The sequence below is a fragment of the Zoogloea oryzae genome (assembly GCF_030161255.1).
Lineage (GTDB): Bacteria > Pseudomonadota > Gammaproteobacteria > Burkholderiales > Rhodocyclaceae > Zoogloea > Zoogloea oryzae.
The window spans coordinates 112,639-136,151 of sequence record NZ_BSPX01000003.1 but is presented as its reverse complement, the minus strand read 5'-3'; the positions used below and the strand labels follow the sequence as shown (position 1 = coordinate 136,151).

Annotated in this window: 22 protein-coding genes; 20 read left to right on the top strand and 2 right to left on the bottom strand. The window is 64.6% G+C overall.

From position 1 onward, the window contains the following. Positions 1–377: 377 nt before the first annotated feature. On the bottom strand, positions 378–989 hold the full coding sequence (locus tag QQK25_RS02560; RefSeq protein WP_284186593.1) for a response regulator transcription factor: 612 nt from the start codon (positions 987–989) through the stop codon (positions 378–380). Beyond that, the gene (locus QQK25_RS02555; protein WP_284186596.1) at positions 986–2,962 is read right to left on the bottom strand and encodes a sensor histidine kinase; all 1,977 of its coding nucleotides are present in this window, start codon (positions 2,960–2,962) and stop codon (positions 986–988) included. Before QQK25_RS02555 ends, QQK25_RS02560 begins: the two co-directional genes overlap by 4 nt. Before the next feature lie 170 nt (positions 2,963–3,132). On the opposite strand from QQK25_RS02555, the gene QQK25_RS02550 reads away from it, so the two are divergent. The 20 genes from QQK25_RS02550 (at position 3,133) to QQK25_RS02455 (ending at position 23,512) form a co-directional block, all read left to right on the top strand. Then, a complete protein-coding gene (locus QQK25_RS02550; RefSeq protein WP_284186592.1) occupies positions 3,133–4,146 on the top strand; it encodes a TRAP transporter substrate-binding protein in 1,014 nt (337 codons plus the stop codon). Between the two features lie 75 nt (positions 4,147–4,221). Then, positions 4,222–4,914 carry a TRAP transporter small permease gene (locus tag QQK25_RS02545; RefSeq protein ID WP_284186595.1) on the top strand — a complete coding sequence of 231 codons (693 nt, stop codon included), beginning with the start codon at positions 4,222–4,224 and terminating at the stop codon, positions 4,912–4,914. Next, entirely contained in the window at positions 4,911–6,194 is a 1,284-nt protein-coding gene (locus QQK25_RS02540; RefSeq protein ID WP_284186591.1) for a TRAP transporter large permease, read from the top strand. The genes QQK25_RS02545 and QQK25_RS02540 overlap by 4 nt, the downstream gene beginning before the upstream one ends. 165 nt (positions 6,195–6,359) lie before the next feature. Next, positions 6,360–8,840: a heavy metal translocating P-type ATPase gene (locus tag QQK25_RS02535; protein ID WP_284186590.1), complete on the top strand. Its 2,481-nt coding sequence runs from the start codon at positions 6,360–6,362 to the stop codon at positions 8,838–8,840. Positions 8,841–8,849: 9 nt separating this feature from the next. Beyond that, positions 8,850–9,038, top strand: coding sequence for a cbb3-type cytochrome oxidase assembly protein CcoS (ccoS, locus tag QQK25_RS02530; RefSeq protein ID WP_284186589.1), 189 nt, complete (start codon positions 8,850–8,852; stop codon positions 9,036–9,038). Between the two features lie 363 nt (positions 9,039–9,401). After that, positions 9,402–9,827, top strand: a complete 426-nt coding sequence (ndk, locus tag QQK25_RS02525) for a nucleoside-diphosphate kinase (protein WP_284186588.1) — start codon at positions 9,402–9,404, stop codon at positions 9,825–9,827. 57 nt (positions 9,828–9,884) lie between these two features. Beyond that, positions 9,885–10,967: a dual-specificity RNA methyltransferase RlmN gene (gene rlmN / locus QQK25_RS02520; protein WP_284186587.1), complete on the top strand. Its 1,083-nt coding sequence runs from the start codon at positions 9,885–9,887 to the stop codon at positions 10,965–10,967. 5 nt (positions 10,968–10,972) lie between these two features. Then, positions 10,973–11,773 (top strand): type IV pilus biogenesis/stability protein PilW, encoded by an 801-nt coding sequence (pilW, locus tag QQK25_RS02515; protein ID WP_284186586.1) that lies wholly within the window; start codon positions 10,973–10,975, stop codon positions 11,771–11,773. Continuing rightward, positions 11,770–12,675 carry a helix-turn-helix domain-containing protein gene (locus QQK25_RS02510; protein ID WP_284186585.1) on the top strand — a complete coding sequence of 302 codons (906 nt, stop codon included), beginning with the start codon at positions 11,770–11,772 and terminating at the stop codon, positions 12,673–12,675. Before pilW ends, QQK25_RS02510 begins: the two co-directional genes overlap by 4 nt. Before the next feature lie 11 nt (positions 12,676–12,686). After that, a complete protein-coding gene (ispG, locus tag QQK25_RS02505; protein WP_284186584.1) occupies positions 12,687–13,937 on the top strand; it encodes a flavodoxin-dependent (E)-4-hydroxy-3-methylbut-2-enyl-diphosphate synthase in 1,251 nt (416 codons plus the stop codon). A 33-nt stretch (positions 13,938–13,970) separates the two neighbouring features. After that, positions 13,971–15,266, top strand: coding sequence for a histidine--tRNA ligase (hisS, locus tag QQK25_RS02500; protein WP_284186583.1), 1,296 nt, complete (start codon positions 13,971–13,973; stop codon positions 15,264–15,266). After that, positions 15,253–15,906: a YfgM family protein gene (locus QQK25_RS02495; RefSeq protein ID WP_284186582.1), complete on the top strand. Its 654-nt coding sequence runs from the start codon at positions 15,253–15,255 to the stop codon at positions 15,904–15,906. Before hisS ends, QQK25_RS02495 begins: the two co-directional genes overlap by 14 nt. Further along, positions 15,903–17,036, top strand: coding sequence for an outer membrane protein assembly factor BamB (gene bamB, locus QQK25_RS02490; protein WP_284186581.1), 1,134 nt, complete (start codon positions 15,903–15,905; stop codon positions 17,034–17,036). Before QQK25_RS02495 ends, bamB begins: the two co-directional genes overlap by 4 nt. Positions 17,037–17,051: 15 nt before the next feature. Beyond that, entirely contained in the window at positions 17,052–18,380 is a 1,329-nt protein-coding gene (gene der, locus QQK25_RS02485; protein WP_284186580.1) for a ribosome biogenesis GTPase Der, read from the top strand. Positions 18,381–18,479: 99 nt separating this feature from the next. After that, complete coding sequence (gene hfq, locus QQK25_RS02480) at positions 18,480–18,722, top strand: RNA chaperone Hfq (protein ID WP_079434940.1); 243 nt, start codon at positions 18,480–18,482, stop codon at positions 18,720–18,722. Between the two features lie 51 nt (positions 18,723–18,773). After that, on the top strand, positions 18,774–19,907 hold the full coding sequence (gene hflX, locus QQK25_RS02475) for a GTPase HflX (RefSeq protein ID WP_284186579.1): 1,134 nt from the start codon (positions 18,774–18,776) through the stop codon (positions 19,905–19,907). Positions 19,908–19,965: 58 nt separating this feature from the next. Beyond that, positions 19,966–21,240: an FtsH protease activity modulator HflK gene (gene hflK / locus QQK25_RS02470; RefSeq protein WP_284186578.1), complete on the top strand. Its 1,275-nt coding sequence runs from the start codon at positions 19,966–19,968 to the stop codon at positions 21,238–21,240. Further along, positions 21,240–22,157 carry a protease modulator HflC gene (gene hflC / locus QQK25_RS02465; RefSeq protein ID WP_153160971.1) on the top strand — a complete coding sequence of 306 codons (918 nt, stop codon included), beginning with the start codon at positions 21,240–21,242 and terminating at the stop codon, positions 22,155–22,157. Before hflK ends, hflC begins: the two co-directional genes overlap by 1 nt. Next, on the top strand, positions 22,157–22,342 hold the full coding sequence (locus QQK25_RS02460; RefSeq protein WP_284186577.1) for a DUF2065 domain-containing protein: 186 nt from the start codon (positions 22,157–22,159) through the stop codon (positions 22,340–22,342). The genes hflC and QQK25_RS02460 overlap by 1 nt, the downstream gene beginning before the upstream one ends. Before the next feature lie 15 nt (positions 22,343–22,357). Continuing rightward, positions 22,358–23,512 carry an ATP phosphoribosyltransferase regulatory subunit gene (locus QQK25_RS02455; protein WP_284186594.1) on the top strand — a complete coding sequence of 385 codons (1,155 nt, stop codon included), beginning with the start codon at positions 22,358–22,360 and terminating at the stop codon, positions 23,510–23,512. Position 23,513: the final 1 nt, after the last annotated feature.

Here is a 23,513-nt window from a genome sequence, read left to right as displayed (position 1 = left end):
GCAACCGCAGGCAGCGGCTGTTTCTGTTTCTTCCTTGGCATAACCATTCCTTTCCGGGACTACGTTATGCCTCAAACACAAAAATTCGGACAGGCTCACTTGAACTGCCTTAACCCAGACTTGAACTGCTTCAAGTTTTTGGTAGGCGTTTTCAAGTCGGACTTGAAGTGGTTCAAGTCAGAGTTGAATTCATTCAAGTTCGAGCTGAACCGGTTCAACAAAAAGCTGAACTAACCCAAGTATTAGTTAAACGGGTTCAAGTCTGACTTGAAGCGGTTCAACAAAAACCTGAACGCGCCCAGGGATGACTTGAACACGTTCAAGTGGAAGATGAACGGCTTCAAATCCGGGATTGACGTGCCGCCCGCGGCGGCGGCTCAGTCCCGGGGCGACAGCAACTGGGCCAGCTCCACTGCCGAGCGTACGCCCATCTTTTCAAACACCCGCGAGCGGTGGACTTCAACGGTGCGCATCGAGATGTTCAGCTCGTCTGCGATCACCTTGTTGAACTTGCCGGCCAGCACCAGCTGCATCACTTCGTGCTCCCGCGGGGTGAGCTGGGCGAGGCGGGTGGCGACGGTGGCCTGGGTTTCCTGGTTGGCTTGATGGCGGGCGTTGGTGGCCAGCGCGCGGATCACCACATCCACCAGCGCGTTGTCGTCCACCGGCTTTTCGAGGAAGTCGAAGGCGCCTTTCTTGAGGGCGCCCACCGCCATGGGCACGTCGCCGTGGCCGGTGAGAAAGATCACCGGCAGGGTGTTGCCGCGCTCCAGCAGGGCGTCGAAGCATTCGAGGCCGCTCATCTCGCGCATCCGGATGTCGAGCACGATGCAGCCCTGCCAGTCGGGCTGCCAGGCGGCCAGGAAGTCTTCGGCCGAGGCCCAGGCGCGGGCGGCCACGTTGCGGGTGCGGAACAGCCAGCTGAGGGCGTCGCGGATGGCTTCGTCGTCGTCGACGATGTGGGCGAGGGGCATGGCGGGATTGCTCATGGGGTGTGCACCGGGAGCGAGAAGTTGAAAATCGTACCACCGCCCGGATGGGCCTCGAAGGTGAGGCGGCCGCGGTGCAGCTCGGCGATGGAACGGCAGATGTTGAGGCCCATGCCCATGCCTTCTTCCTTGGTGGTGAAGAACGGGGCGAAGAGCTTTTCGGCGACATCGGGCGGGATGCCCTTACCCCGGTCGGCCACGCTGAAGATCAGCATGCCGTCGGCCTCGCGGGTGGTAAGCTGGACACGGCGCGCGGCGCGCGGGGTATCGGTCATGGCGTCCATGCCGTTGCGGATCAGATTGACGGCCACCTGCTCGATCATCACCGGGTCGGCCAGCACGCCGGGGAGGTGTTCGTCGAGATCCACGCCGATGTCCACGCCGCGGCGGATGGCGTCGGGCTCAACAAGGCCCACGGCCTCGCGGATGATGGCGTTGAGGTCGGCAGGTTCGAGCTTGGGTTCGCTGCGCCGCACGAAGGCGTGTACCCGGCGGATGATCTGGCCGGCGCGCTGGGCCTGCTTGCCGATCTTCTGGAGGATGCCGGTCAGCTCGCCGTCCGACAGCGCGCCGTGCTCGATCATGTTGAGGCAGCCGGTGTTGTAGCTGGAGATGGCGGCCAGCGGCTGGTTTAGCTCGTGGGCGAGGGTGGAGGCCATCTCGCCCATCGTGACCAGCCGGGCGGTGGCCTGCAGGCGTTCCTGCTGCTGGCGGGCGAGTTCCTGGGTGCGTTTCTGCTCGGTGACATCCACCATCGAGCCCATCCAGCCGATCTGGCGGCCGTCGGCGTCGATCAGCGGGGCCTCGATGAGCAGCGCGTCGAAGCGCTCGCCGCTCCTGCGCATCAGGCGGATCTCGACGCCCTGGGGCGGGGCGTTGCCGCCGAGGATCATCTGATGGACCTCGTAGGTGCGTTCGAGGCTCTCGGGTGCCCAGTAGGGCATCGGCGGCATCAGGCCGACGAGCTCATCGGCGCTCCAGCCGACCATCCGGCAGAAGGCCGGGTTCACGTAGGTGATGCGGCCCTGCAGGTCGCGGGCGCGCATGCCGGTGTTGAGGGAGTCCTCCATCGCCTTGCGGAAGGCGTGCTCGCTGCGCAGGGCCTGCTCGGCGGCCTGGCGGCGGACCATGTGACGGCGCAGCTGCCACAGGCTCCAGACGATGGCAGCGGCGAGTACGCCGAGGGAGCCCATCAGCAGCAGCGAGATCCAGCGCACCTCCGACTTGTAGGCGGTGATGTTCAGATCGAGGCCGTGGCCTGGCGGCTCGAAGGGAATCTCGTAGGCGAGGCCCGACAGGGGCGAGACCTTGGATTTGGCGGCGATCTCGGCGCCGAGGTTGTTCACCACCGCCACCCGGTAACGCTCCGAGAACCACCAGGGCACCTGATGGGCGAGGATCTCATTGACCGAATACACGCCGACGACCGTGCCCAGGTGGTGTCCGCCTTCAAAGATGGGCACGTGGACCTCGAAGTGGCTCTGGTTGCCGATCACCGCGTAGGCGTCGCTGTAGGTGGGGCGGCCGAGGGAGCGGGAGAGGCGGAAGGCGGCATCCGACGGAAAGCTGCCGGCAGCTTCGCCCACCAGGTGGCTGTCGGTGTAGGGTGGTTCGGCGTCCTTCACCTTGCCGTCGGGGCCGAGCCACAGGATGCGGATCATCCCGCTTTCCGGGTCGAGGGCGCGCTTGATGCGGGCCTCGGTGGCCGCGCCGCGGCTGTTTGCGCCGAGCAGTTCCGGCCCGAGCTGGGTGAGCTGGGCGTTGTTGCGCTCGAACTGGAAGGAGAGGTTCTGCTCCATCCACAGCACGTCGTTGATGAGCGTGGCGCGCTGTTCCTCGGCGTCCTGGCGGTGGGTGAGCCACAGCAGCGCGGCCATGGTGGCGATGAACAGCACCACGGCGGCGTAGGGGAGGCTCCAGTACACGCGGGGCGGCGGGGCGGAAGGCGGGGTCGGCAAGGGGTTGGCGATCATGGTGTTGGCGCAGGCTGCGTTATGACCTTTTGGAGTGGCTCCGGGCATTCGAATTTTCCACACTGCGGTTATCCACAATTGAGGGGGGAGCGCGCCATGCCGAAACTCGCGACATGGTTTGCCATAACGGCAGCTTGTTCGAGATTAAAGAAATTTTATTGGAGACAATCATGAAGCGTCGCACCGCAATTTTCAGTCTCGCCGCCCTGGGCCTTGCCACTTTCTCCGGCATGGCCGCCGCCCAGGCCCCGATCGTCATCAAGTTCAGCCACGTGGTGGCTGCCGATACCCCGAAGGGCAAGGCCTCGGAATTCTTCAAGAAGCGCGCCGAGGAGCTCACCAAGGGCAAGGTGAAGGTTGAGGTCTTCGCCAACAGCGCACTTTACAAGGACAAGGAAGAACTCGAAGCCCTGCAGCTGGGCGCCGTGCAGATGCTGGCGCCGTCGCTCGCCAAGTTTGGCCCGCTGGGCGTGAAGGAGTTCGAGGCCTTCGACCTGCCCTACATCTTCGATGATTACACCGAACTGCATCGGATCACCCAGGGCCCGGTGGGCGCCAGCATCCTGAAGAAGCTCGAGCCCAAGGGCATCGTCGGTCTGGCTTTCTGGGACAACGGCTTCAAGTCCTTCTCGGCCAATACCCCGATCCGCACCCCGGCCGACCTGAAGGGCAAGAAGCTGCGCATCCAGTCGTCCAAGGTGCTTGAAGAGGAAATCCGCTCGGTCGGCGGCCTGCCGCAGGTGATGGCCTTCTCCGAGGTGTACCAGGCCCTGCAGACCGGCGTCGTGGATGGCACCGAGAATCCCCACTCCAACATGTATACCCAGAAGATGCACGAGGTGCAGAAGCACCTGACCGTGACCGACCACGGTTATCTGGGTTACGCGGTGATCGCCAACAAGAAGTTCTGGGATGGCCTGCCCGCCGATGTCCGCGGCCAGCTCGAGCAGGCCATGAAGGAATCCACCGTCTACGCCAACAAGATCGCCCAGGAAGAGAACGACAAGTCCCTGGAGGCCATCAAGAAGAGCGGCAAGACCCAGGTCTATGTGCCGACCAAGGAAGAGAAGCTCGCCTTCAAGAAGGCGCTGGTGCCCGTCCACCAGAAGATGGAAGGCCGGATCGGCAAGGAGCTGATCCAGTCCATCTACAAGGAAACCGGCTTCGATCCCGCGAAGCTGTAATGTTCGTTGCCCCGGGCCGGGCGTGTTCCGGCGCGGGGCTTTCCCCTTTCCCGCTGCGTTCTTCAGCGAGGTCAAATCATGAAGATTCTCGATCGCCTCGAGGAGTGGATCATCACGCTCCTCATGGGGGGAGCGACTGCGATCATCTTTTTCGCGGTTGTTCACCGATATCTGGCCGGTCTCAGCATTCCCGGCCTTCAGGACTGGCTCCTGTCCCTCAATGTGAGCTGGACCCAGGAGCTGTGCATCATCATGTTCGTGTGGATGGCCAAGTTCGGCGCGGCTTATGGCGTGCGGACCGGCATCCACGTGGGCGTCGATGTGCTCATCAACCGGCTGTCCGACAGCAACCGGAGCAAGTTCATCCTCTTCGGGCTGATGGCGGGGGCGTTGTTCACCTCGGTCGTCGCAACCCTGGGGGCGCACTTTGTGTGGGAGAACGGCGCCCACTACGCCTTCCTCAGCCTGACCGGCGCCGAGTTTGGCGATGTGCCGGAAGGCCCCACCACGCCGGATCTGGAATGGCCCACCTGGATCGTCTATAGCGCAATCCCCCTGGGTTCCAGCCTGATGTGCTTCCGCTTCCTGCAGGTGGCCTGGAACTTCGTGCGTACCGGCGAGTTGCCGCACCACGATCACGGCCATGTGGATGGTCTGGACGACGAGGTGCTGCCGGTGGATGTGGACGTCTACGGCATGGGCGACAACCTGCACATGCACGATCTCAAGCATCGTCAGGTCGGTGACAAGAAAGGAGGCCAGCAATGAACGCCGCAATCATCTTTGGCATCCTGGCCGTGCTGATGCTGACCGGGATGCCCATCTCGATCTCCCTCGGCCTCACGGTGCTTACCTTCCTGTTCACGATGACCGAGGTGCCGCTCGAATCGGTGGCGCTCAAGCTCTTCACCGGCATCGAGAAGTTCGAGATCATGGCGATCCCGTTCTTCATCCTGGCGGGCAACTTCCTCACCCACGGGGGCGTGGCCAAACGGATGATCAACTTCGCCACGGCGATGGTTGGCCACTGGTATGGCGGCCTGGGCCTCGCCGGCGTGCTGGCCTGTGCGCTGTTCGCGGCGGTGTCCGGTTCGTCGCCGGCGACGGTGGTGGCGATCGGCTCGATCCTGCTGCCGGCGATGGTGCGGGCGGGCTTTCCGAACCGCTTCGGGGCCGGGATCATCACCACTGCCGGTGCGCTGGGCATCCTGATCCCGCCGTCCATCGTGATGGTGATGTACTCGGTGGCGACCAACACCTCGGTCGGCGCGCTGTTCATGGCCGGCGTGGTGCCGGGCCTCGCCCTGGCGGCAACCCTCGGTGGCGTGACCTGGTATCGGGCCCGCAAGTTCGACTACCCGCGTCAGCCCAAGGCGAGCTTCGCCGAGCGGATGAAGGCCTTCCGGGATTCGGTGTGGGGGCTGCTGCTGATCGTGGTGGTGATGGGCGGGATCTACACCGGCATCTTCACGCCCACCGAAGCGGCGGCGATGAGCGCCATGTACGCCTTCATCGTGGCGGTATTCGTCTACAAGGACATGCCCCTCTCCGACGTGCCGAAGGTGCTGCTCAACTCGGCCAACATGTCGGCGATGCTGCTCTACATCATCACCAACGCGGTGCTGTTCTCCTTCATCATGACCAACGAGAACATCCCGCAGGCGCTGGCCGACTGGATGCTCGGCAACGGGCTGGGGGTGATCGCCTTCCTGCTGGCGGTGAACGTGCTGCTGCTCCTGGCCGGCAACTTCATGGAGCCGTCGTCCATCGTGCTGATCTTCGCCCCGATCCTGTTCCCGGTGGCGATGAAGCTGGGCATCGACCCGGTGCACTTCGGCATCATCATGGTGGTGAACATGGAAGTCGGCATGTGCCATCCGCCGGTGGGCCTCAACCTGTACGTGGCCTCGGGTATCACCAAGATGGGCATCACCGAGCTCACCGTGGCGGTGTGGCCGTGGCTGCTGTCGATGCTGGTCTTCCTGGGTCTCGTCACCTACTGGCCGGGGCTTTCGCTGTGGTTCCCGCGGATGCTCGGCATGATGTGATGCACGTCCTGGCAGTCTGATCCACACTGGAAACGCACCCCGACGGGTGCGTTTCCTTTTGGCGGGGGAGGGCGCCGGGTTTGGTCGGGCCGGCCAGTTGTGATAAAAGGGCGTGTTTTCCGTGGCCTGCCCGGGCCACGTGTGTTCCGCTCTGCGAGGCCCTCGTTGTCCCAGCCTTCTTCCCCGTCGTCGTCGTCCCAAGTGCCCACCCGCGAGCACGACTGCTACCACTGCGGTCTGCCGATTCCCGATGATGTCGATCTCGCCGTCGATATCGAAGGCACCCCCCACCACATGTGCTGCACGGGCTGTCAGGCAGTGGCCCAGTCCATCGTCAGCAGCGGCCTGATCGACTACTACCGGCGCCGCGACGCGATGCCCGAGCAGGCCCGCGAGGCGATGCCCGACGAGCTGAAGGATCTCGGCCTCTTCGATCACCCGGATTTCCAGCAGGGCTTCGTCAAGCCCATCGGCGAACACGAGCGCGAAGCCGCGCTGATCCTCGAAGGCATTACCTGCTCGGCGTGCATCTGGCTCAACGAGCAGCACGTGGCCCACCAGCCCGGCGTCACGGCGGTGGACATCAACTACGCCACCCGCCGCGCCCGGGTGCGCTGGGACGAGCGCAAGATCAAGCTCTCCGACATCCTCGCCGCCATCCAGGCCATCGGCTACCGGGCCTATCCCTATGACTCGGCCCGCTCGGAGCAGATTTCCCAGCGCGAGCGTCGCGCCGCCCTGTGGCGGCTGTTCGTCGCCGGCTTCGGGATGATGCAGGTGATGATGTACGCCTTCCCGGTGTACATCGCCGACGGCGACATGACCGCCGACATCGAGTCGATGATGCGCTGGGCGAGCCTGATCCTCACCGCGCCAGTGGTGCTGTATTCCGCCGCGCCTTTCTTCAGCCACGCCTGGCGTGACATCAAGCTGCGCCGGCTGGGCATGGACGTGCCGGTCGCGCTGGGGGTCGGCGCCGCCTTCGTGGCGAGCTGCTGGGCCACCTTCACCGGCAAGGGCGAGGTGTATTTCGACTCGGTGACGATGTTCGTGTTCTTCCTGCTGTGTGGCCGCTACGTGGAAATGCTGGCCCGCCAGAAAGCCGTGCGTGGCGTGGAGGAACTGGGCAAGGCGCTGCCGGCCTTTGCCGAGCGTCTCGCCAACTGGCCAGACCCCGAAGGCGAACGCGTGCCGGTGTCCCAGCTGCAGGCGGGCGACATGATCCGCGTGAAGCCGGGCGAGACCGTGCCGGCCGACGGCATCGTGGCCGAAGGCGAGAGCGAGGCCAACGAGGCGCTTCTCACCGGCGAGAGCCGCCCGGTGCCCAAGAAGCCCGGTGCCCAGGTCACCGGCGGCAGCGTGAACATCGGCAGCCCGCTGTGCGTGCGCGTTACCCGCACCGGCGAGCACACCCGCCTCGCGGCGATCCGTCAGCTGATGGAGCGCGCCTCGGTCGAGAAGCCCCGCGTCGTCCAGCAGGCCGACAGGGTGGCGGCCTATTTCATCGTCGCGCTGCTGGTGCTCGCGGTGGTCACCGCCGGCTGGTGGTGGTGGCACGACCCCGATCGCGCCCTGTGGGTGTTTGTCTCGGTGCTGGTGGTGAGCTGCCCCTGCGCGCTCTCGCTGGCCACGCCGGTGGCGCTCACCGTGGCGACCGACGCGCTGGCGCGGATGGGGGTGCTGGTCACCCGCGGCCACGCCATCGAGGCCCTGGCCCGGGCCGATCACTTTGTTTTCGACAAGACCGGCACGCTCACCTACGGCGAGATGCGCGTCGAGCAGATCCGCCTGTTGGGGCAGGGCGACGAGATGGAGGTGCTGCGTCTTGCTGCCGGCCTGGAGCAGGGCTCCGAGCACGCCATCGCCGAGGCTCTGCGCCGGCGCGGTGGTGGCCTAGCGGTGCCGGCTTTCGGCAGCGTGGCGGCAACGACGGGGCAGGGCGTGGCCGGCGTACTGGATGGCGTCACCTACCGCATCGGTCGCCCGTCTTTCGTGGCCGATCTGGTGGGCTCGCCCGAGCCGGAGGCGCTGCAGGCCGACGAGCGCTCCGGCCGCACGGTCATTGCGCTGGGTTCGGCCGCTGGCTGGATCGCCGGCTTTGCCCTCTCCGACGGGCTGCGGGAGGACTCTCCGGCGGCGCTGGCTTCGCTCCGCGAAAAGGGGATCGACCTGTCGATCCTGAGCGGCGACACGCCGGCCACCGTCGAGGCACTGGCCCGGGAGCTGGGCGTCGCCGACGCCCGGGGCGGGATGACCCCCGAAGGCAAGCACGCCGCGCTGCGTGGGCTGCAGACCGAAAACGCGATCGTCGCGATGGTCGGCGACGGCGTGAACGACGCGCCGGTGCTGGCCCAGGCCCAGGTTTCCATCGCCATGGGCGGCGGCACAGACCTCGCCCGCAATCAGGCCGACATTGTGCTGCTGTCCGGCCGGCTGTCGTCCCTGGCGGAAGGGCTGGATCTCTCCCGTCGGGCGCTCAAGATCATCCGCCAGAACCTCTGGTGGTCGTTCGCCTACAATTTCACCGCCGTTCCTCTTGCCATGTCCGGGCTCGTCACGCCATGGATGGCCGGGATCGGCATGTCGGCGAGTTCGCTGTTCGTCGTCCTCAATGCCCTGCGCCTTCAGCGCGGGCGCCAACGCTGAGATCGGATCATGGAAAGTCTTTATCTGCTCATCCCGCTGTCCATCGTCCTGGTCTTCCTGATCGGCGTTATCTTCTGGTGGTCGGTGCGCAGCGGACAGTTTGACGACCTCGAAGGGCCGGGCTACCGGGTCGTCAGCGATGACGACGATCCTCCCGCCTCGACGCCGGACAAGGGCGGCCCCAAGGCGGGCGACTGAGCCGCAAATCTCCACGCTAACTGAAGGGTTTTTGACCCAAGTCAATTCCGTGCTCAGGGGTGTCGTGCATACTCAATCCCAAGTTGAAGACGCAAGTTCGAGCAAAAACTAGTGTCTTCCAGGCATCACTGCCTGTGGCTTAAGTCTCTCTGTTGGGGTTGGGGGTGCGCGATGCGCACCCTTTTTTTTGCTTTTTCGCCCCCATATTCCCTCGGTTGCGCACCCGGCGCCCGGCCTCTGTCGGCCGTCGCGCGCCGTCCATCGTCGTGGCTATGCCGAAAAACGCCGATCTGACGCACCAACCTGCTAAAATTCCAAGCTTTCGGTTTTTCGACCATCCTTTGTCTCACGGAGTCCTGACTCATGGCTATTGAACGCACCCTTTCCATCATCAAGCCCGATGCCGTCGCCAAGAACGTGATCGGCCAGATCTACGCCCGTTTCGAAGGCGCCGGCCTGAAGATCGTTGCCGCCAAGCTGGTTCACCTGTCCGAGCGCGAAGCCGGTGAGTTCTACGCCGTGCACAAAGATCGCCCCTTCTTCAAGGATCTGGTTTCCTTCATGACCTCCGGCCCGGTGATGATCCAGGCCCTGGAAGGCGAAAACGCCATCGCCAAGAACCGCGAACTGATGGGCGCCACCGACCCGAAGAAGGCCGACAAGGGCACCATCCGCGCCGATTTCGCCGAGTCCATCGACGCCAACGCCGTTCACGGCTCCGACGCGCCGGAAACCGCTGCTGTGGAAGTCGCCTTCTTCTTCCCCGGCATGAACGTTTACAGCCGTTGATGATCTCTACCGGCGGGATGAAATTTCTTCCTCCCGCCGGTCTGGACGGAAATACACGTGGTCAATCTTCTCGATTTCGATGCGGCAGCACTCACCGACTGGTTCCTCCAGCAAGGTGAGAAACCCTTTCGTGCCAAGCAGGTGCTCCGCTGGGTGCATCGCTTCGGCGTGACCGATTTCGAGCAGATGACCGACGTGGCCAAGTCGCTGCGGGCCAAGCTCGCGGCGACGGCCTGCATCACGCCGCCGGTTCCGGTGCGCGACAGCATCTCGACGGACGGCACCCGCAAGTGGCTGCTCGACGTGGGCAACGCCAACGCGGTTGAGACGGTGTTCATCCCCGAAACCAACCGCGGCACGCTGTGCATCTCGTCCCAGGCGGGCTGTGCGCTGGATTGCGCGTTCTGTTCGACCGGCAAGCAGGGCTTCAACCGTAACCTCAGCGCCGCCGAGATCATCGGTCAGCTGTGGCTTGCCAATCGCCTGCTCGGTGCCAACGGCGACGGCGAGCGCGTCATCAGCAACGTGGTGATGATGGGCATGGGCGAACCGCTCGCCAACTTCGACAACGTGGTGTCGGCGCTCAACCTGATGCTTGACGACAACGCCTATGGCCTGTCGAGGCGGCGGGTGACGGTCTCCACGTCCGGCATCGTTCCGGCGATGGATCGCCTGCGGGACGCCTGCCCGACGGCGCTTGCCGTATCGCTGCATGCGTCCAATGACGCGCTGCGCGACCAGCTCGTGCCGATCAACCAGAAATACCCCCTGCGTGAACTCATGGCCGCGTGCCAGCGCTACCTCGAGCGTGCGCCCCGGGATTTCATCACCTTCGAGTACGTCATGCTCGACGGGGTGAATGATTCCGATGCCCACGCCCGCGAGCTCATCGCGCTCACCCGCGACGTGCCCTGCAAGTTCAACCTGATTCCGTTCAACCCCTTCCCGAATTCCGGTTTCGAGCGTTCTCCTGCACCGCGCATCAAGCGCTTCGCCGAGATCCTCATCGCTGCCGGCATCGTCACCACCACCCGCAAGACCCGCGGGGATGACGTCGATGCGGCCTGCGGCCAGCTTGCCGGGCAGGTGAAGGACAAAACCCGTCGCACGACCCGAATCGTGCCGATCACCGGAGCCTGAATGTGATGAGACGCATCCCGTCCGCCGTCGCTGTTGTGCTTGCCGTCGTCGGCCTTGCGGGTTGTGCCGGAGGCAATTTCGGTGCGCCGGTGGCGTCGATCGAACGGCCCGTCTCCGACAGGCCCACGGTTACGGATGCCCAGCGCAAGGCCAAGGTGCACGTCGACCTGGGGCTCGCCTATCTGCAGGCGGGTCGTTACGGCGTGGCGCTGGATGAAGCCAAGTCCGCCACCCACTACGATCCACGCTACGCGCCGGCCTATCAGCTGATGGGGCTGGTGCACATGTACCTCGAAGAGAATGCTGTCGCTGGGGCCAATTTCGAGCGCGCGCTGCAACTCGCGCCGGGCGACCCGGAGATCATGAACAGCTATGGCTGGTTCCTGTGCTCGATGGGCAAGGAGCCAGCCGGGCTGGAGCAACTCACCGCTGCGGCCCGCAATCCCTATTACCAGACGCCGACCCGCGCGCTCGCCAACGCCGGCATGTGCCAGCTGCGCCTCAAGAACGACGCGGCTGCTGAAGACTTCTTCCTGCGGGCGGTCGAGGCCGACAACGGCAATCAGGCGGCGATCTATCACCTGGCCGCCATCGCATACCGGCGTGGTGCCAACGAGGCGGCCAAACGCTATCTCGCCGCCCTGCATCAGGGTGGTGACTCGTCGGCCGAAAGCCTCTGGCTGGCGATCCGTGTCGAACGCAAGCTCGGCGACCGCGCGGCCGAGGCCTCCCTCGTGCAGCAGTTACGGCGCCGTTTTCCCGGCTCTCCCGAATATCAGGCTTTCTTGCAAGGGCAGTATCAGTGACCGATCCTCAAGTTTTGCCTCAGGCCCCGGCGGGGACGCCTGCGGATTCTTCAGCTGGCGAAACCCTGCGACGCCAGCGTGAGGCGCTCGGCCTCAGCGTTTCCGAGGTGGCGAATTCCCTCAAGCTCAATCCCCGGCAGGTCGAAGCGCTGGAGTCTGGTCGTTTCGACCAGCTTCCCGGCGCCGCCTTCACGCGGGGCTTCCTGCGCAACTACGCGCGCCTGCTCAAGATCGATCCGGCGCCGCTGCTCGCTGGCCTGCAGGCATCGGTCACGTCCGAGACTGTCGAGCTTTCACCGGCCTCTAACGCCCAGGGCGACATGCCCCAGGTTGGTCGCGGGCGTTTCCGCCGTTCGGTGATTCCTGGCGTGCTGGCTGCGCTGGCCCTGTTCGGCATCGTCGTCGCCGGCTGGTATTACGACACCCAGCGCAAGAAGGTGGCTGATGAACTGATCGCCAGCGCCCCGGCTCCGGTCGGCGAGGCTGCAGGCATGCCGCCCGCTGCGGGTGTGCCGACCCAGGAAGGTGACGCCGGCAAGGCGCCCGATGTCGCGCCGGCAGCCGCCGATCCGGCCGCGGCCCAGGGCACCTCGACCGCGGTGCCGCTGCCCGTTCCGGTCAAGGTCGACGAGCCCGCGCCTGCGCCGGCTGCCGCTGTCGGCGGCAAGGACCGGCTGGTCTTCGAATTCGCGCAGGATGCGTGGATCGAAGTGAAGGACAAGAACGGCAAGTCCGTCGTCACCAAGCTCGGCAAGGCTGGCTCGCGGGAAGAATTCGAAGTCGCACCGCCGATGGCCGTCGTCATCGGCAATGCCCGCTCGGTCAAGCTCGAGCGCAATGGTCAGCCGGTGGATTTTGGCCTCACCGGCAAGATGACGATCGCCCGCCTCAAGTTCGAGTGACAGGACGCAACATGGATCTACTTCTCTCCGGGCGCGCAGCCACCCGCCGGATCACCCGTCAGGTTCGTGTCGGCCATGTGCTGATCGGTTCCGACGCGCCGGTCGTCGTCCAGTCGATGACCAACACCGACACCGCCGACGATTTCGCCACCACCATGCAGGTGGCCCAGCTGGCCCGCGCCGGCTCCGAGATGGTGCGTGTCACCGTCAATACCGATGAAGCCGCCAAGGCCGTGCCGAAGATCCGCGAGAAGCTCCTCGCGATGAACCTCGACGTGCCGCTGGTGGGCGATTTCCACTACAACGGCCACAAGCTGCTCGCCGACAACCCGGCCTGCGCCGAAGCCCTCGACAAGCTGCGCATCAACCCGGGCAACGTGGGGCAGGGCGTCAAGCGCGACACCCAGTTTGCGTCCATCGTCGAGATGGCCTGCAAGTACGACAAGCCGGTGCGCATCGGCGTCAATTGGGGCAGCCTCGATCAATCCGTGATGGCCCGTATCATGGACGAGAACGCCAGGCGCGCAGTGCCCCGCGACGCCGGCGCGGTGATGCGCGAGGCGCTGGTCACCTCGGCGCTCGAATCCGCCGCCAAGGCCGAAGAGTACGGCCTCGCCGGCAACAAGATCATCCTGTCGGCCAAGGTCAGCAGCGTGCAGGATCTGATCGCCGTCTATCGCGATCTGGCCGCCCGCTGCGACTACCCGCTGCACCTGGGCCTCACCGAGGCCGGCATGGGCTCGAAGGGCATCGTCGGCTCGACCGCGGCGCTGGCGGTGCTGCTGCAGGAAGGCATCGGCGACACGATCCGCGTTTCCCTCACGCCGGAGCCCAATGGCAGCCGCACCCAGGAAGTCATCGTCGCCCAGGAGATCCTCCAGACCATGGGTCTGCGGGCGTTCACGCCGATGGTCACCGCCTGCCCGGGTTGCGGCCGCACCACCAGCACGTTGTTCCAGGAAATGGCATCCGACGTCCAAAGCTACGTGCGCGACAACATGCCGCTGTGGCGCGATCAGTTCGACGGCGTCGAGAACATGACCCTCGCCGTGATGGGCTGCATCGTCAACGGCCCGGGCGAGAGCAAGCACGCCAACATCGGCATCTCGCTGCCTGGTACCGGTGAATCCCCCGCGGCGCCGGTGTTCGAGGACGGCGTCAAGACCCAGACGCTCCGTGGCGACAACATCACCAACGAATTCAAGGCCATCATCGAACGCTATGTGGCCCGTACCTATCCCCGCAAGGGCGCGGCTGTCTGACAGGCCGCAGTCAACAGAAGAACAAAAGGAATCATGAGCAAGACCCTCCAGGCCGTCCGCGGGATGAACGACATCCTGCCCGAAGAGGCCGAAACCTGGGAGCACTTCGAGGACATCGTCCGCGACTGGCTGCACAGCTACGGTTACCGCCCCATCCGCATGCCCATCGTCGAGCCGACGCCGCTGTTCAAGCGCGCCATCGGTGAAGTGACCGACATCGTCGAGAAGGAGATGTACTCCTTCGAGGACGCCCTCAACGGCGAACACCTCACCCTGCGCCCGGAAGGCACGGCCTCCTGCGTGCGCGCGGCGATCCAGCACAACCTGCTGTTCGGCCAGCCCCGCCGGCTGTACTACCACGGCCCGATGTTCCGTCACGAACGGCCCCAGAAGGGGCGTTACCGCCAGTTCCATCAGATCGGCGTCGAGGCCCTCGGTTTTGACGGTCCGGACATCGACGCCGAGCACATCCTGATGTGCGCCCGGCTGTGGGACGATCTGGGCCTTGAAGACGTCAAGCTGGAGATCAACTCCCTCGGCAGCAGCGAAGAACGCGCCGCTCACCGGGCCGCGCTGATCGCCTATCTCGAACAGCACAAGGACAGCCTCGACGAGGACGGCCAGCGCCGGCTCTACACCAACCCCCTGCGCATTCTCGACACCAAGAACCCGGATCTTCAGGCCATCGTCGAAGCGGCCCCCAAGCTGGCCGAGTTCCTGGGCGAAGAGTCCCTCAAGCATTTCGACGGCGTGCAGACCATCCTTAAGGATGCCGGCCTGCCGTACCGCATCAACCACCGCCTGGTGCGTGGGCTGGACTACTACAACCGCACGGTGTTCGAGTGGGTCACGACCCGCCTGGGCGCCCAGGGCACGATCTGCGCCGGCGGCCGCTACGATGGCCTGGTGGCTCAGCTCGGTGGCAAGCCGGCGCCGGCGGCTGGTTTTGCGATGGGCGTCGAGCGTCTGCTCGCCCTGTGGCAGGAGTGTGGTGGTGAAGCCCAGCGTCTCGTGCCGGACGTCTACCTCGTCCACGCCGGTGAGGCAGCCCAGCGGGCAGCCTTCCGGGTTGCCGAAGCGCTCCGTGGCACGGGCTTCGCGGTCACCCTGCACTGCGGTGGCGGCAGCTTCAAGTCCCAGATGAAGCGGGCCGATGCATCCGGCGCGCCGTTCGCCGTGGTGATCGGCGACGACGAAGCCGCAGCCGGCGAGGTGAGCCTCAAGCCCCTGCGCGACGGTGGCGAACAGATCCGCGTGCCCATGGACACGCTCCCCGAAACCCTGGCTGACCGCCTACTAGATTCGGAAGAAGACGATGGCTGCATTTGACCTCGAAGAGCAGGAACAGATTTCCCAGATCAAGGGCTGGTGGGAACAGTACGGCAAGCTGGTGACGACGCTCGCGGTCGCCGCTGCGCTGGCTTCGGTCGGCTGGCAGGGCTGGAACTGGTACAAGGGCAAGCAGGCCGCCGAGGCGTCCGCGCTCTACGATCAGCTTCAGACCGCGGCGGCCGAGCACAACGCGCCGAAGGTCCGCGAGGTGGCAGGTGCGCTGCTCGAGAAGTACAGCGGCACGGCCTACGCTGATCTGGCGGCGCTGCTGTCGGCCAAGGTTCAGGCCGAAGCCGGTGATCTGAAGAACGCCCGCGCGCCGCTCGCCTGGGCCGCAGAGAAGGCCAGCGATCCTGCGCTGCGAGATCTCGCCCGCCTGCGTCTGGCGAGCGTGATGCTCGACGACAAGGCCTACGACGAAGCCCTGGCCCAACTCCAGACCGCTCCGGACGAAAGCCTGGCCGCCCGTTTCGCCGATCTGAAGGGCGACATCCTGGTTGCTCAGGGCAAGAAGGATGAAGCCCGCGCTGCGTACAAGACCGTCGTTTCCAGCCTCGAATCCGCCACCAAGGCCGAATCGGTCACGCTCCGCGAGATCGCTCAGGCCAAGCTCGATGCGGTTGGGGGTGCCCAATGAAAGCCCCGCAACGGGCCTTGATCGTCGCCACTGCGCTGGCGCTGGGTGCGTGCAGTTCGCTCAACCCGTTCTCCAGCAGCGGCAAGCAGCCCGCCCTCACGCCCATCACCAGTCCGGTGGCGACAAGTGAGGCATGGCGTGTGCGCGTCGGCAATACCGGCGTCTACGTGCTTCAGCCGGCGATCGTCGGTGACGCCGTCTTCGCCGCTGGCGACGGCGATGTGGTGCGCCTCGACAACGGCCGCGTGCGCTGGAAGACGCCCCTCAAGGTGACGATTTCCGGCGGTGTGGGCAGTGACGGCAGCCTGGTGGTCGTCGGTACGCCGAAGGGCGAAGTGATCGCCCTCGACGCCGACAGCGGGCAGGTCAAATGGCGCGTTCCGGTGAACGCCGAGGTGCTCGCCGCCCCGGCCGTCTCTAACGGTCTGGTCGTTGTGCGTAGTGCCGACAGCCGCCTGTTCGGGCTTGATTCTGCGGATGGGCGTCAGCGTTGGGTTTATCAGCGTGCCACGCCGCCGCTGTCGCTGCGTAACTCTGCTGGCGTGTTACTCGAGAGCAACGTGATCCTGGCGGGCTTTCCTGGCGGCAAGCTGGCGGCGGTCAGCCCCGCAAACGGCAGCCTGATGTGGGAAGGCACGGTGGCGATCCCCCGCGGCGCGACCGAACTCGAGCGCATGTCCGACATCACCAGCCTGCCCGTGATGGGCTCCCGCGCCACTTGTGCGGTGGCCTACCAGGGGCGCATCGCCTGCTTCGACATGAGCAATGGTTCCACCCTGTGGACCCGCGATCTGTCCAGCTCGAAGGGGCTGGATATGGACGACAGCCAGGTTTTCGTGACCGACGACAAGGGCGCCGTGCTGGCGCTCGACATCGGTAGCGGCGCCAGCGCCTGGAAGCAGGATCAGCTCGCCGGACGTGGCACCGGGCGTCCCCGGGTCATCAACGATTATTACGTGGTCGTCGGCGATGCCGAAGGCTATGTCCATCTGCTGCGCAAGGACGACGGCAGGCTGGTGGGGCGTCTTCGGCCTGCATCCAGTCCCATCCTCGCCGACCCGCAACGTGCAGGCGGCAGCGTCGTCATCCAGACGCGTGACGGCAACGTCGCAGCCGTCGGCGTTCAATAACGGAGTCGCCCACGCGTGAAACCCACCCTAGTCCTCGTCGGACGCCCCAATGTGGGCAAGTCAACCCTGTTCAATCGCCTTACCAAGACCCGGGATGCCCTCGTGGCCGATTTTCCCGGGCTCACCCGCGATCGTCGCTACGGTCTCGGCCGTGCCGCGGAGCGGGAATTCCTCGTGGTCGATACCGCCGGTTTCGACCCGGTGGCCAAGGAAGGCATCGTCCATGAGATGGCCAAGCAGGCCGAGCAGGCCATCGCCGAAGCCGATGCGCTGCTTTTCATGGTGGATGCCCGCAGCGGCCTGACGCCCCACGACGAGCAGATCGCCGTGCGCCTGCGCCGTGCCGGCCGGCCGACCTTCCTTGTCGTGAACAAGGCCGAAGGCATGAACCGGGCGATGGTCTCCGCCGAGTTCCATCAGCTTGGCCTGGGTGATCCGCTCTGCATCTCGTCGGCCCACGGTGACAACGTCACGTCCCTGATGGAGCTGATCCTCGAAAGCTTCCCGGAAGATCCGGAAGACGACGAAGCGTCGTCGTCGGGTCCGCGGGTCGCCATTGTCGGCCGCCCCAATGTGGGCAAGTCCACGCTGGTGAATACGCTGATCGGCGAAGAGCGGGTGATCGCCTTCGACATGCCCGGTACGACCCGCGACGCCATCGAGGTGCCCTTCGAACGCAATGGCCAGCACTACACGCTGATCGACACTGCCGGTCTGCGCAAACGCGGCAAGGTCTTCGAGGCGGTCGAGAAGTTTTCGGTCATCAAGACCCTGCAGGCCGTCGAGCAAGCCAATGTGGTGGTGCTTGTCCTCGACGCCAGCCAGGAGATCTCGGACCAGGACGCCCACATCGGCGGCTTTGTCGTCGAGGCGGGCAGGGCGCTGGTTGTTGCCGTCAACAAATGGGATTCGGTGGATGATTACCGCCGTCAGCGCATCAAGGAAGACATCGAACGCAAGCTGCCTTTCCTGGGCTTTGCGCGTTTCCTTTATGTTTCCGCGCTGAAGGGGCAGGGTATCGTGCCGATGCTGAAGGCTGTCGATGGCGCCTATGCGGCCGCGATGACCAAGCTCGCCACGCCGAAGCTCACCCGCTTGCTGCTTGACGCCGTGCTCAAGCAGCAGCCGCCGCGACACGGCGGTTTCCGGCCCAAGATGCGCTACGCCCACCAGGGCGGGATGAATCCGCCGGTGATCGTGGTGCACGGCAGTGCGCTCGATCACGTGCCTCCGTCATATACTCGCTACCTTGAACGCACCTTCCAGGAAGCGTTCAAATTGCAGGGAACGCCCCTGAGGATACAATTCAGGTCTTCCCACAACCCCTACGCCAACAGGGATTGACGAACCGATTTCCACACCAACAGCGATCCTCGGTGCTAATGTGGCACTGCAGCAAGTCGCTCTATAATTATTCAAAACTACAACCATAGAGGTTCTACCATGAGCAACAAGGGGCAACTCCTTCAAGATCCATTCCTCAACGCCCTGCGGCGCGAACACGTGCCGGTTTCGATCTACCTCGTGAATGGCATCAAGCTGCAGGGGCAGGTCGAGTCCTTCGATCAGTACGTGGTCCTCCTGAAGAACACCGTCACCCAGATGGTCTACAAGCATGCCATCTCCACCGTGGTGCCGGCTCGCCCCGTCAATATCCAGCAGGAACAGAACGAGGCCGCAAGCTGATCGGGCTGATGATCTGGCCCGTTCGCGGCCAACACGAATCCGGGGCCCGGCATGCTTGAACGGCCGGCCTCGGGTACGCGGGCACTCCTTGTTCAGGTCGATTTCGGTCAGGGCGGGATAGAAGAACGTCTTTCTGAAGTGTCGCTGCTGGCCGAAAGCGCCGGAGCGACCGTCGTCGGTGTCGTCCAGGGACGTCGTCAGGCGCCCGATCCGGCCCATTACGTGGGCAAGGGCAAGGCCGAGGAGATCGGTCTGGTGGCCAAGATGAACGAGGCCGACATCGTCATCTTCAATCACGACATCACCGCGGCGCAGCAGCGCAATCTCGAGCGCAAGCTCAACTGCCGGGTTGTCGACCGCTCGGCGCTGATCCTCGACATCTTCGCCCTGCGCGCCAAGAGCCACGAGGGCAAGCTTCAGGTTGAACTCGCCCAGTTGCAGCATCTGTCCACCCGCCTCGTGCGAGGCTGGACTCACCTTGAACGCCAGAAGGGCGGTATTGGCCTGCGTGGTCCGGGTGAGAAGCAGCTCGAAACCGACCGTCGCCTGCTGGGTGAGCGCGTCAAGCTTCTCAAAGATCGTCTCGCCAAGCTCGAGCGCCAGCGTTCGGTCCGCCGACGCGCCCGGGAGCGCCGGGATGTGCTTTCGGTTTCCCTCGTCGGCTATACCAACGCGGGCAAATCCACGTTGTTCAATGCCCTGACGAAGGCCGGCGCGTATGCCGCCGATCAGCTGTTCGCCACGCTGGATACCACGTCCCGGCGGCTTTATTTGGGTGAGGCGGGGAACATCGTGCTGTCCGATACGGTCGGATTCATCCGTGATCTGCCGCATTCGCTGGTGGCTGCCTTCCACGCAACACTCGAGGAAACGGCAGCTGCCGACCTCCTGCTGCATGTGGTGGATTCGGCCAGTGAAGATCGGGAAGGGCAAATCGCCGCGGTCAATTCGGTGCTGGAAGAGATCGGCGCCGGCACCCTTCCTCAGATCCAGGTCTGGAACAAGATCGACGCCACGCTGGCGAGTCCGGAGGTCCAGCAGGATGCTTGTGGTAAGATCACGCGCGTTTTGCTCAGCGCCCGCACCGGCGAAGGGCTCGAGTTGCTGCGTCAGGTTCTGACCGACGTGGCACTGGAACACAAGGCAGCCCTGGCTGCCGCATCGGAAAGTCCGGAACCCTTTTGAGGGGGCTGGACTTCAACCATTCCCGGAGCGGATTATTACTGTGATCTCAGGCATCCTCATGTCTCTCAACGATCCCAAATGGGGCAATCGCGGCGGCGGCGACAATCGCGGCGGCGGCGACAATCAGGGTCCGCCCGATCTCGAAGAGCTCTGGCGAGACTTTAACCGGCGGCTGTCCGGCATGTTCGGGCGCAGTGGCGGCCTGGGCAACGGTGGGTCCGGCGGTGACGGCGGCAATCGCCTGCCCGAGATGAACTTCCGTCAGTTCGGCGGCGGCATCGGCCTGATCGCGGCGTTCGCGGCAGTGATCTGGCTGGCGAGTGGTTTCTATATCGTCGATGCAAGCCAGCGGGGCATCGTCCTGCAGTTCGGCCGCTTCATCGAGGCGACCGAGCCGGGCCTGCGCTGGCGTATGCCGTATCCGATCCAGACCCACGAGCTGGTGAATCTCACCGGCGTGCGTACCGTCGAGATCGGCTACCGCGGCTCCGAGCGCAACAAGGTGCTCAAGGAAGCCTTGATGCTGACGGACGATGAGAACATCGTGAACATCCAGTTCGCGGTGCAGTACATCCTGAAGGATCCGCAGCAGTACCTCTTCAACAACCGCAATGCGGATGACTCGGTGATCCAGGCCGCCGAAACCGCAGTGCGCGAGATCGTCGGCAAGAGCAAGATGGACTTCGTGCTCTACGAAGGTCGCGAGCAGGTGGCGGCCAACGCCCAGAAGCTCACCCAGGACATCCTCGACCGCTACGCCACCGGGATCCAGGTCAGCAAGGTGACGATGCAGAACGCCCAGCCGCCCGAGCAGGTGCAGTCGGCTTTCGACGATGCCGTGAAGGCGGGCCAGGATCGTGAGCGTCAGAAAAACGAAGGCCAGGCCTACGCCAATGACGTGATTCCCCGCGCCCGTGGTGCGGCCTCGCGCCTGATGGAAGAGGCCGATGCCCACAAGAACCGCGTGGTGGCCCAGGCCGAGGGCGATGCGTCGCGCTTCAAGCAGATCTACGCCGAATACGCCAAGGCGCCCGAAGTGACCCGTCAGCGGATGTACCTCGAAACCATGCAGCAGGTGTTTACCAATTCGTCCAAGGTGCTGGTGGATACCAGAAGCAGCAGCAATCTGCTGAGCCTGCCGCTCGACAAGCTGATCCAGGCCACCGCCGCTCAGGCGCCGGCCGCCGCGGTTGGCGATCCGGCGGCAGCTGCGGCGCGTCCGGCCCAGATGCCGGCAGTGGTCGAGGGCGCCGCTCCGCCTCGGCCGGATGCCCTCTCGGGTGAAGCGCGTACCCGGGAATCCACCCGCAACCGTGAGCGGGGAGATCGCTGATGCGTGACCGTCTTCCATTCTTCGCAGGCGTCGGCCTGTTCGTCTTCGCGATCCTCTCGATGAGTCTGTTCACGGTGGATCAGCGCCAGCACGCGCTGGTCTTCCAGCTGGGTGAGGTGAAAGGGCAGATCAGTGAGCCCGGCCTTCACCTGAAGATTCCGCTCATCCAGAACGTACGGTATTTCGACAAGCGCATCCTCACGCTGGATACGTCCGAGCCCGAGCGTTTCATCACTTCCGAAAAGAAGAACGTGCTGGTCGACCTGTTCGTGAAGTGGCGGATCGTCGATCCCAAGCTTTACTACATCTCGGTTGGCGGCGATGAAACCCGCGCCAAAACCCGCCTCGAGCAGACCGTCAATGCCGGCCTGCGGGAGGAGTTCGGCAAGCGCACCGTGCATGAAGTGGTGTCCGGCGAGCGGGACAAGATCATGGACGAGATGCGCAGCAAGGCGGATCTCGACGCCCGCAAGATCGGCGTCCAGATCGTCGATGTGCGCCTCAAGCGGGTCGATCTGCCGGCCGAGGTTTCCGAATCCGTCTATCGCCGGATGGAAGCCGAGCGCAAGCGGGTTGCCAACGAGCTGCGTTCCCAGGGCGGTGCCGAAGCTGAGAAGATCAAGGCTGATGCCGACAAGCAGCGCGAGGTAATCCTTGCCGAGGCTTATCGGGATGCCCAGAAGATCAAGGGCGAGGGCGACGCCAAGGCGTCGACGATCTATGCCCAGGCTTTTGGCCAGAGCCCCGAGTTCTATGCCTTCTACCGGAGCCTCGAAGCCTACCGCAGCACCTTCAAGAGCAAGTCCGACGTGATGGTGATCGAGCCGAACTCTGATTTCTTCAAGTATCTCAAGTCGGCGGGTGGTCGCGCGCAGGCTGCGCCGGAGTCGTCAAAGAGCGGCAAGAACGGGAAATAATGGGGCGTTCCCTGATCCTGGCGTTTGCCTTGATGCTGGTGCTCGAGGGCATCATCCCCTTCGTTGCACCAGCCACCTGGCGGGAGACTTTCACCCGCCTGATCCGGCTGGCCGACGGGCAGATCCGCTTCGTCGGCCTTGGTTCGATGCTTCTCGGCCTCGTCATTTTGTTAGTCTTTACCTGAGGCGCTTTACCCATGTTGCGTTGGGTTCTACCCGAATACATCCAGGATGCCCTGCCCGCAGAGGCGGCAAAACTGGAAGATCTGCGCCGTCGTCTCCTCGATGCGTTCCGCCTGAACGGCTACCAGCTCGTCGCTCCGCCGCTGCTCGAATACCTCGAGTCGCTGCTCACGGGCGCTGGCCAGGATCTGAATCTCAAGACGCTCAAGCTCGTCGACCAGCTTTCCGGCCGGACGATGGGCGTGCGCGCCGACATCACGCCGCAGGTGGCGCGCATTGATGCGCATCTGCTCAACCGCAAGGGCGTGGCGCGTCTGTGCTACTGCGGCAGCGTTGCCCACGCGATGCCCTCGTGCCTGACCGCCACCCGCGAGCCGCTCCAGCTGGGTGCCGAGCTTTATGGCCACGCGGGTATCGAGGCGGACGCTGAAGTGATCCGCCTGCTCGCCGAGACCTTGCAGATCGCTGGTGTGGGCACGTCCCGCATCGATCTGGGGCACGTTGGGCTGTTCAAGGCGTTGGCTGGCAAGGCAGGGCTGCTGCCCCAACAGGAAGAAGCGCTCTTCGACTGCCTGCAGGCAAAGGATCTGCCCGGTCTGCAGGATCTGCTCGGTGATATTCCGGGTGAGCTGCGCGCGGCGCTGTTTGCGTTGCCGACCCTCTACGGCGGTGCCGAGGTGCTCGCCAAGGCACGCCAGATCATGCCGGCGGAGCCTGAGATCCAGTCCGCGCTGAACGATCTTGAGGAGTTGGCGATCCGCTTGCAAGGCTTGCCGATCAGTTTCGATCTGGCCGACTTGCGTGGTTATCACTACCACAGCGGGGTGGTTTTTGCGGCCTACGGCGGCAATTCCCCCGTGGCGCTGGCGCTGGGGGGGCGTTACGACAGCGTCGGGCGCGCCTTTGGTCGTGGCCGCCCGGCAACGGGTTTCAGCCTCGATCTGCGGGAGCTTGCGACCCAGGTGGCTGATCCGCTTCCGGCGGGGGCCATCCTCGCGCGGGATGGAGGAGAGCAGGGTTTTGCCGAGGCGGTTGCGGGTCTGCGCGCCGCCGGCGAGAGTGTGACGATTGAATTGCCCGGCCATGAAGGCACGTGGCGTGAGGCCGGCTGTGACCGGCGTCTTGTTCTGCGGGGCGGTGCCTGGCAGGTTGAACCGCTTCAGGGAGAGTAAT

Bases quoted from the DNA above. Each gene is read 5' to 3' on its own strand.
- QQK25_RS02560 (WP_284186593.1), bottom strand. From the start codon at position 989: ATGAGCAATCCCGCCATGCCCCTCGCCCACATCGTCGACGACGACGAA.
- QQK25_RS02555 (WP_284186596.1), bottom strand. From the start codon at position 2,962: ATGATCGCCAACCCCTTGCCGACCCCGCCTTCCGCCCCGCCGCCCCGC.
- QQK25_RS02550 (WP_284186592.1), top strand. From the start codon at position 3,133: ATGAAGCGTCGCACCGCAATTTTCAGTCTCGCCGCCCTGGGCCTTGCC.
- QQK25_RS02540 (WP_284186591.1), top strand. From the start codon at position 4,911: ATGAACGCCGCAATCATCTTTGGCATCCTGGCCGTGCTGATGCTGACC.
- ccoS (WP_284186589.1), top strand. From the start codon at position 8,850: ATGGAAAGTCTTTATCTGCTCATCCCGCTGTCCATCGTCCTGGTCTTC.
- ndk (WP_284186588.1), top strand. From the start codon at position 9,402: ATGGCTATTGAACGCACCCTTTCCATCATCAAGCCCGATGCCGTCGCC.
- pilW (WP_284186586.1), top strand. From the start codon at position 10,973: ATGAGACGCATCCCGTCCGCCGTCGCTGTTGTGCTTGCCGTCGTCGGC.
- ispG (WP_284186584.1), top strand. From the start codon at position 12,687: ATGGATCTACTTCTCTCCGGGCGCGCAGCCACCCGCCGGATCACCCGT.
- hisS (WP_284186583.1), top strand. From the start codon at position 13,971: ATGAGCAAGACCCTCCAGGCCGTCCGCGGGATGAACGACATCCTGCCC.
- QQK25_RS02495 (WP_284186582.1), top strand. From the start codon at position 15,253: ATGGCTGCATTTGACCTCGAAGAGCAGGAACAGATTTCCCAGATCAAG.
- bamB (WP_284186581.1), top strand. From the start codon at position 15,903: ATGAAAGCCCCGCAACGGGCCTTGATCGTCGCCACTGCGCTGGCGCTG.
- hfq (WP_079434940.1), top strand. From the start codon at position 18,480: ATGAGCAACAAGGGGCAACTCCTTCAAGATCCATTCCTCAACGCCCTG.
- hflX (WP_284186579.1), top strand. From the start codon at position 18,774: ATGCTTGAACGGCCGGCCTCGGGTACGCGGGCACTCCTTGTTCAGGTC.
- hflK (WP_284186578.1), top strand. From the start codon at position 19,966: ATGTCTCTCAACGATCCCAAATGGGGCAATCGCGGCGGCGGCGACAAT.
- hflC (WP_153160971.1), top strand. From the start codon at position 21,240: ATGCGTGACCGTCTTCCATTCTTCGCAGGCGTCGGCCTGTTCGTCTTC.
- QQK25_RS02460 (WP_284186577.1), top strand. From the start codon at position 22,157: ATGGGGCGTTCCCTGATCCTGGCGTTTGCCTTGATGCTGGTGCTCGAG.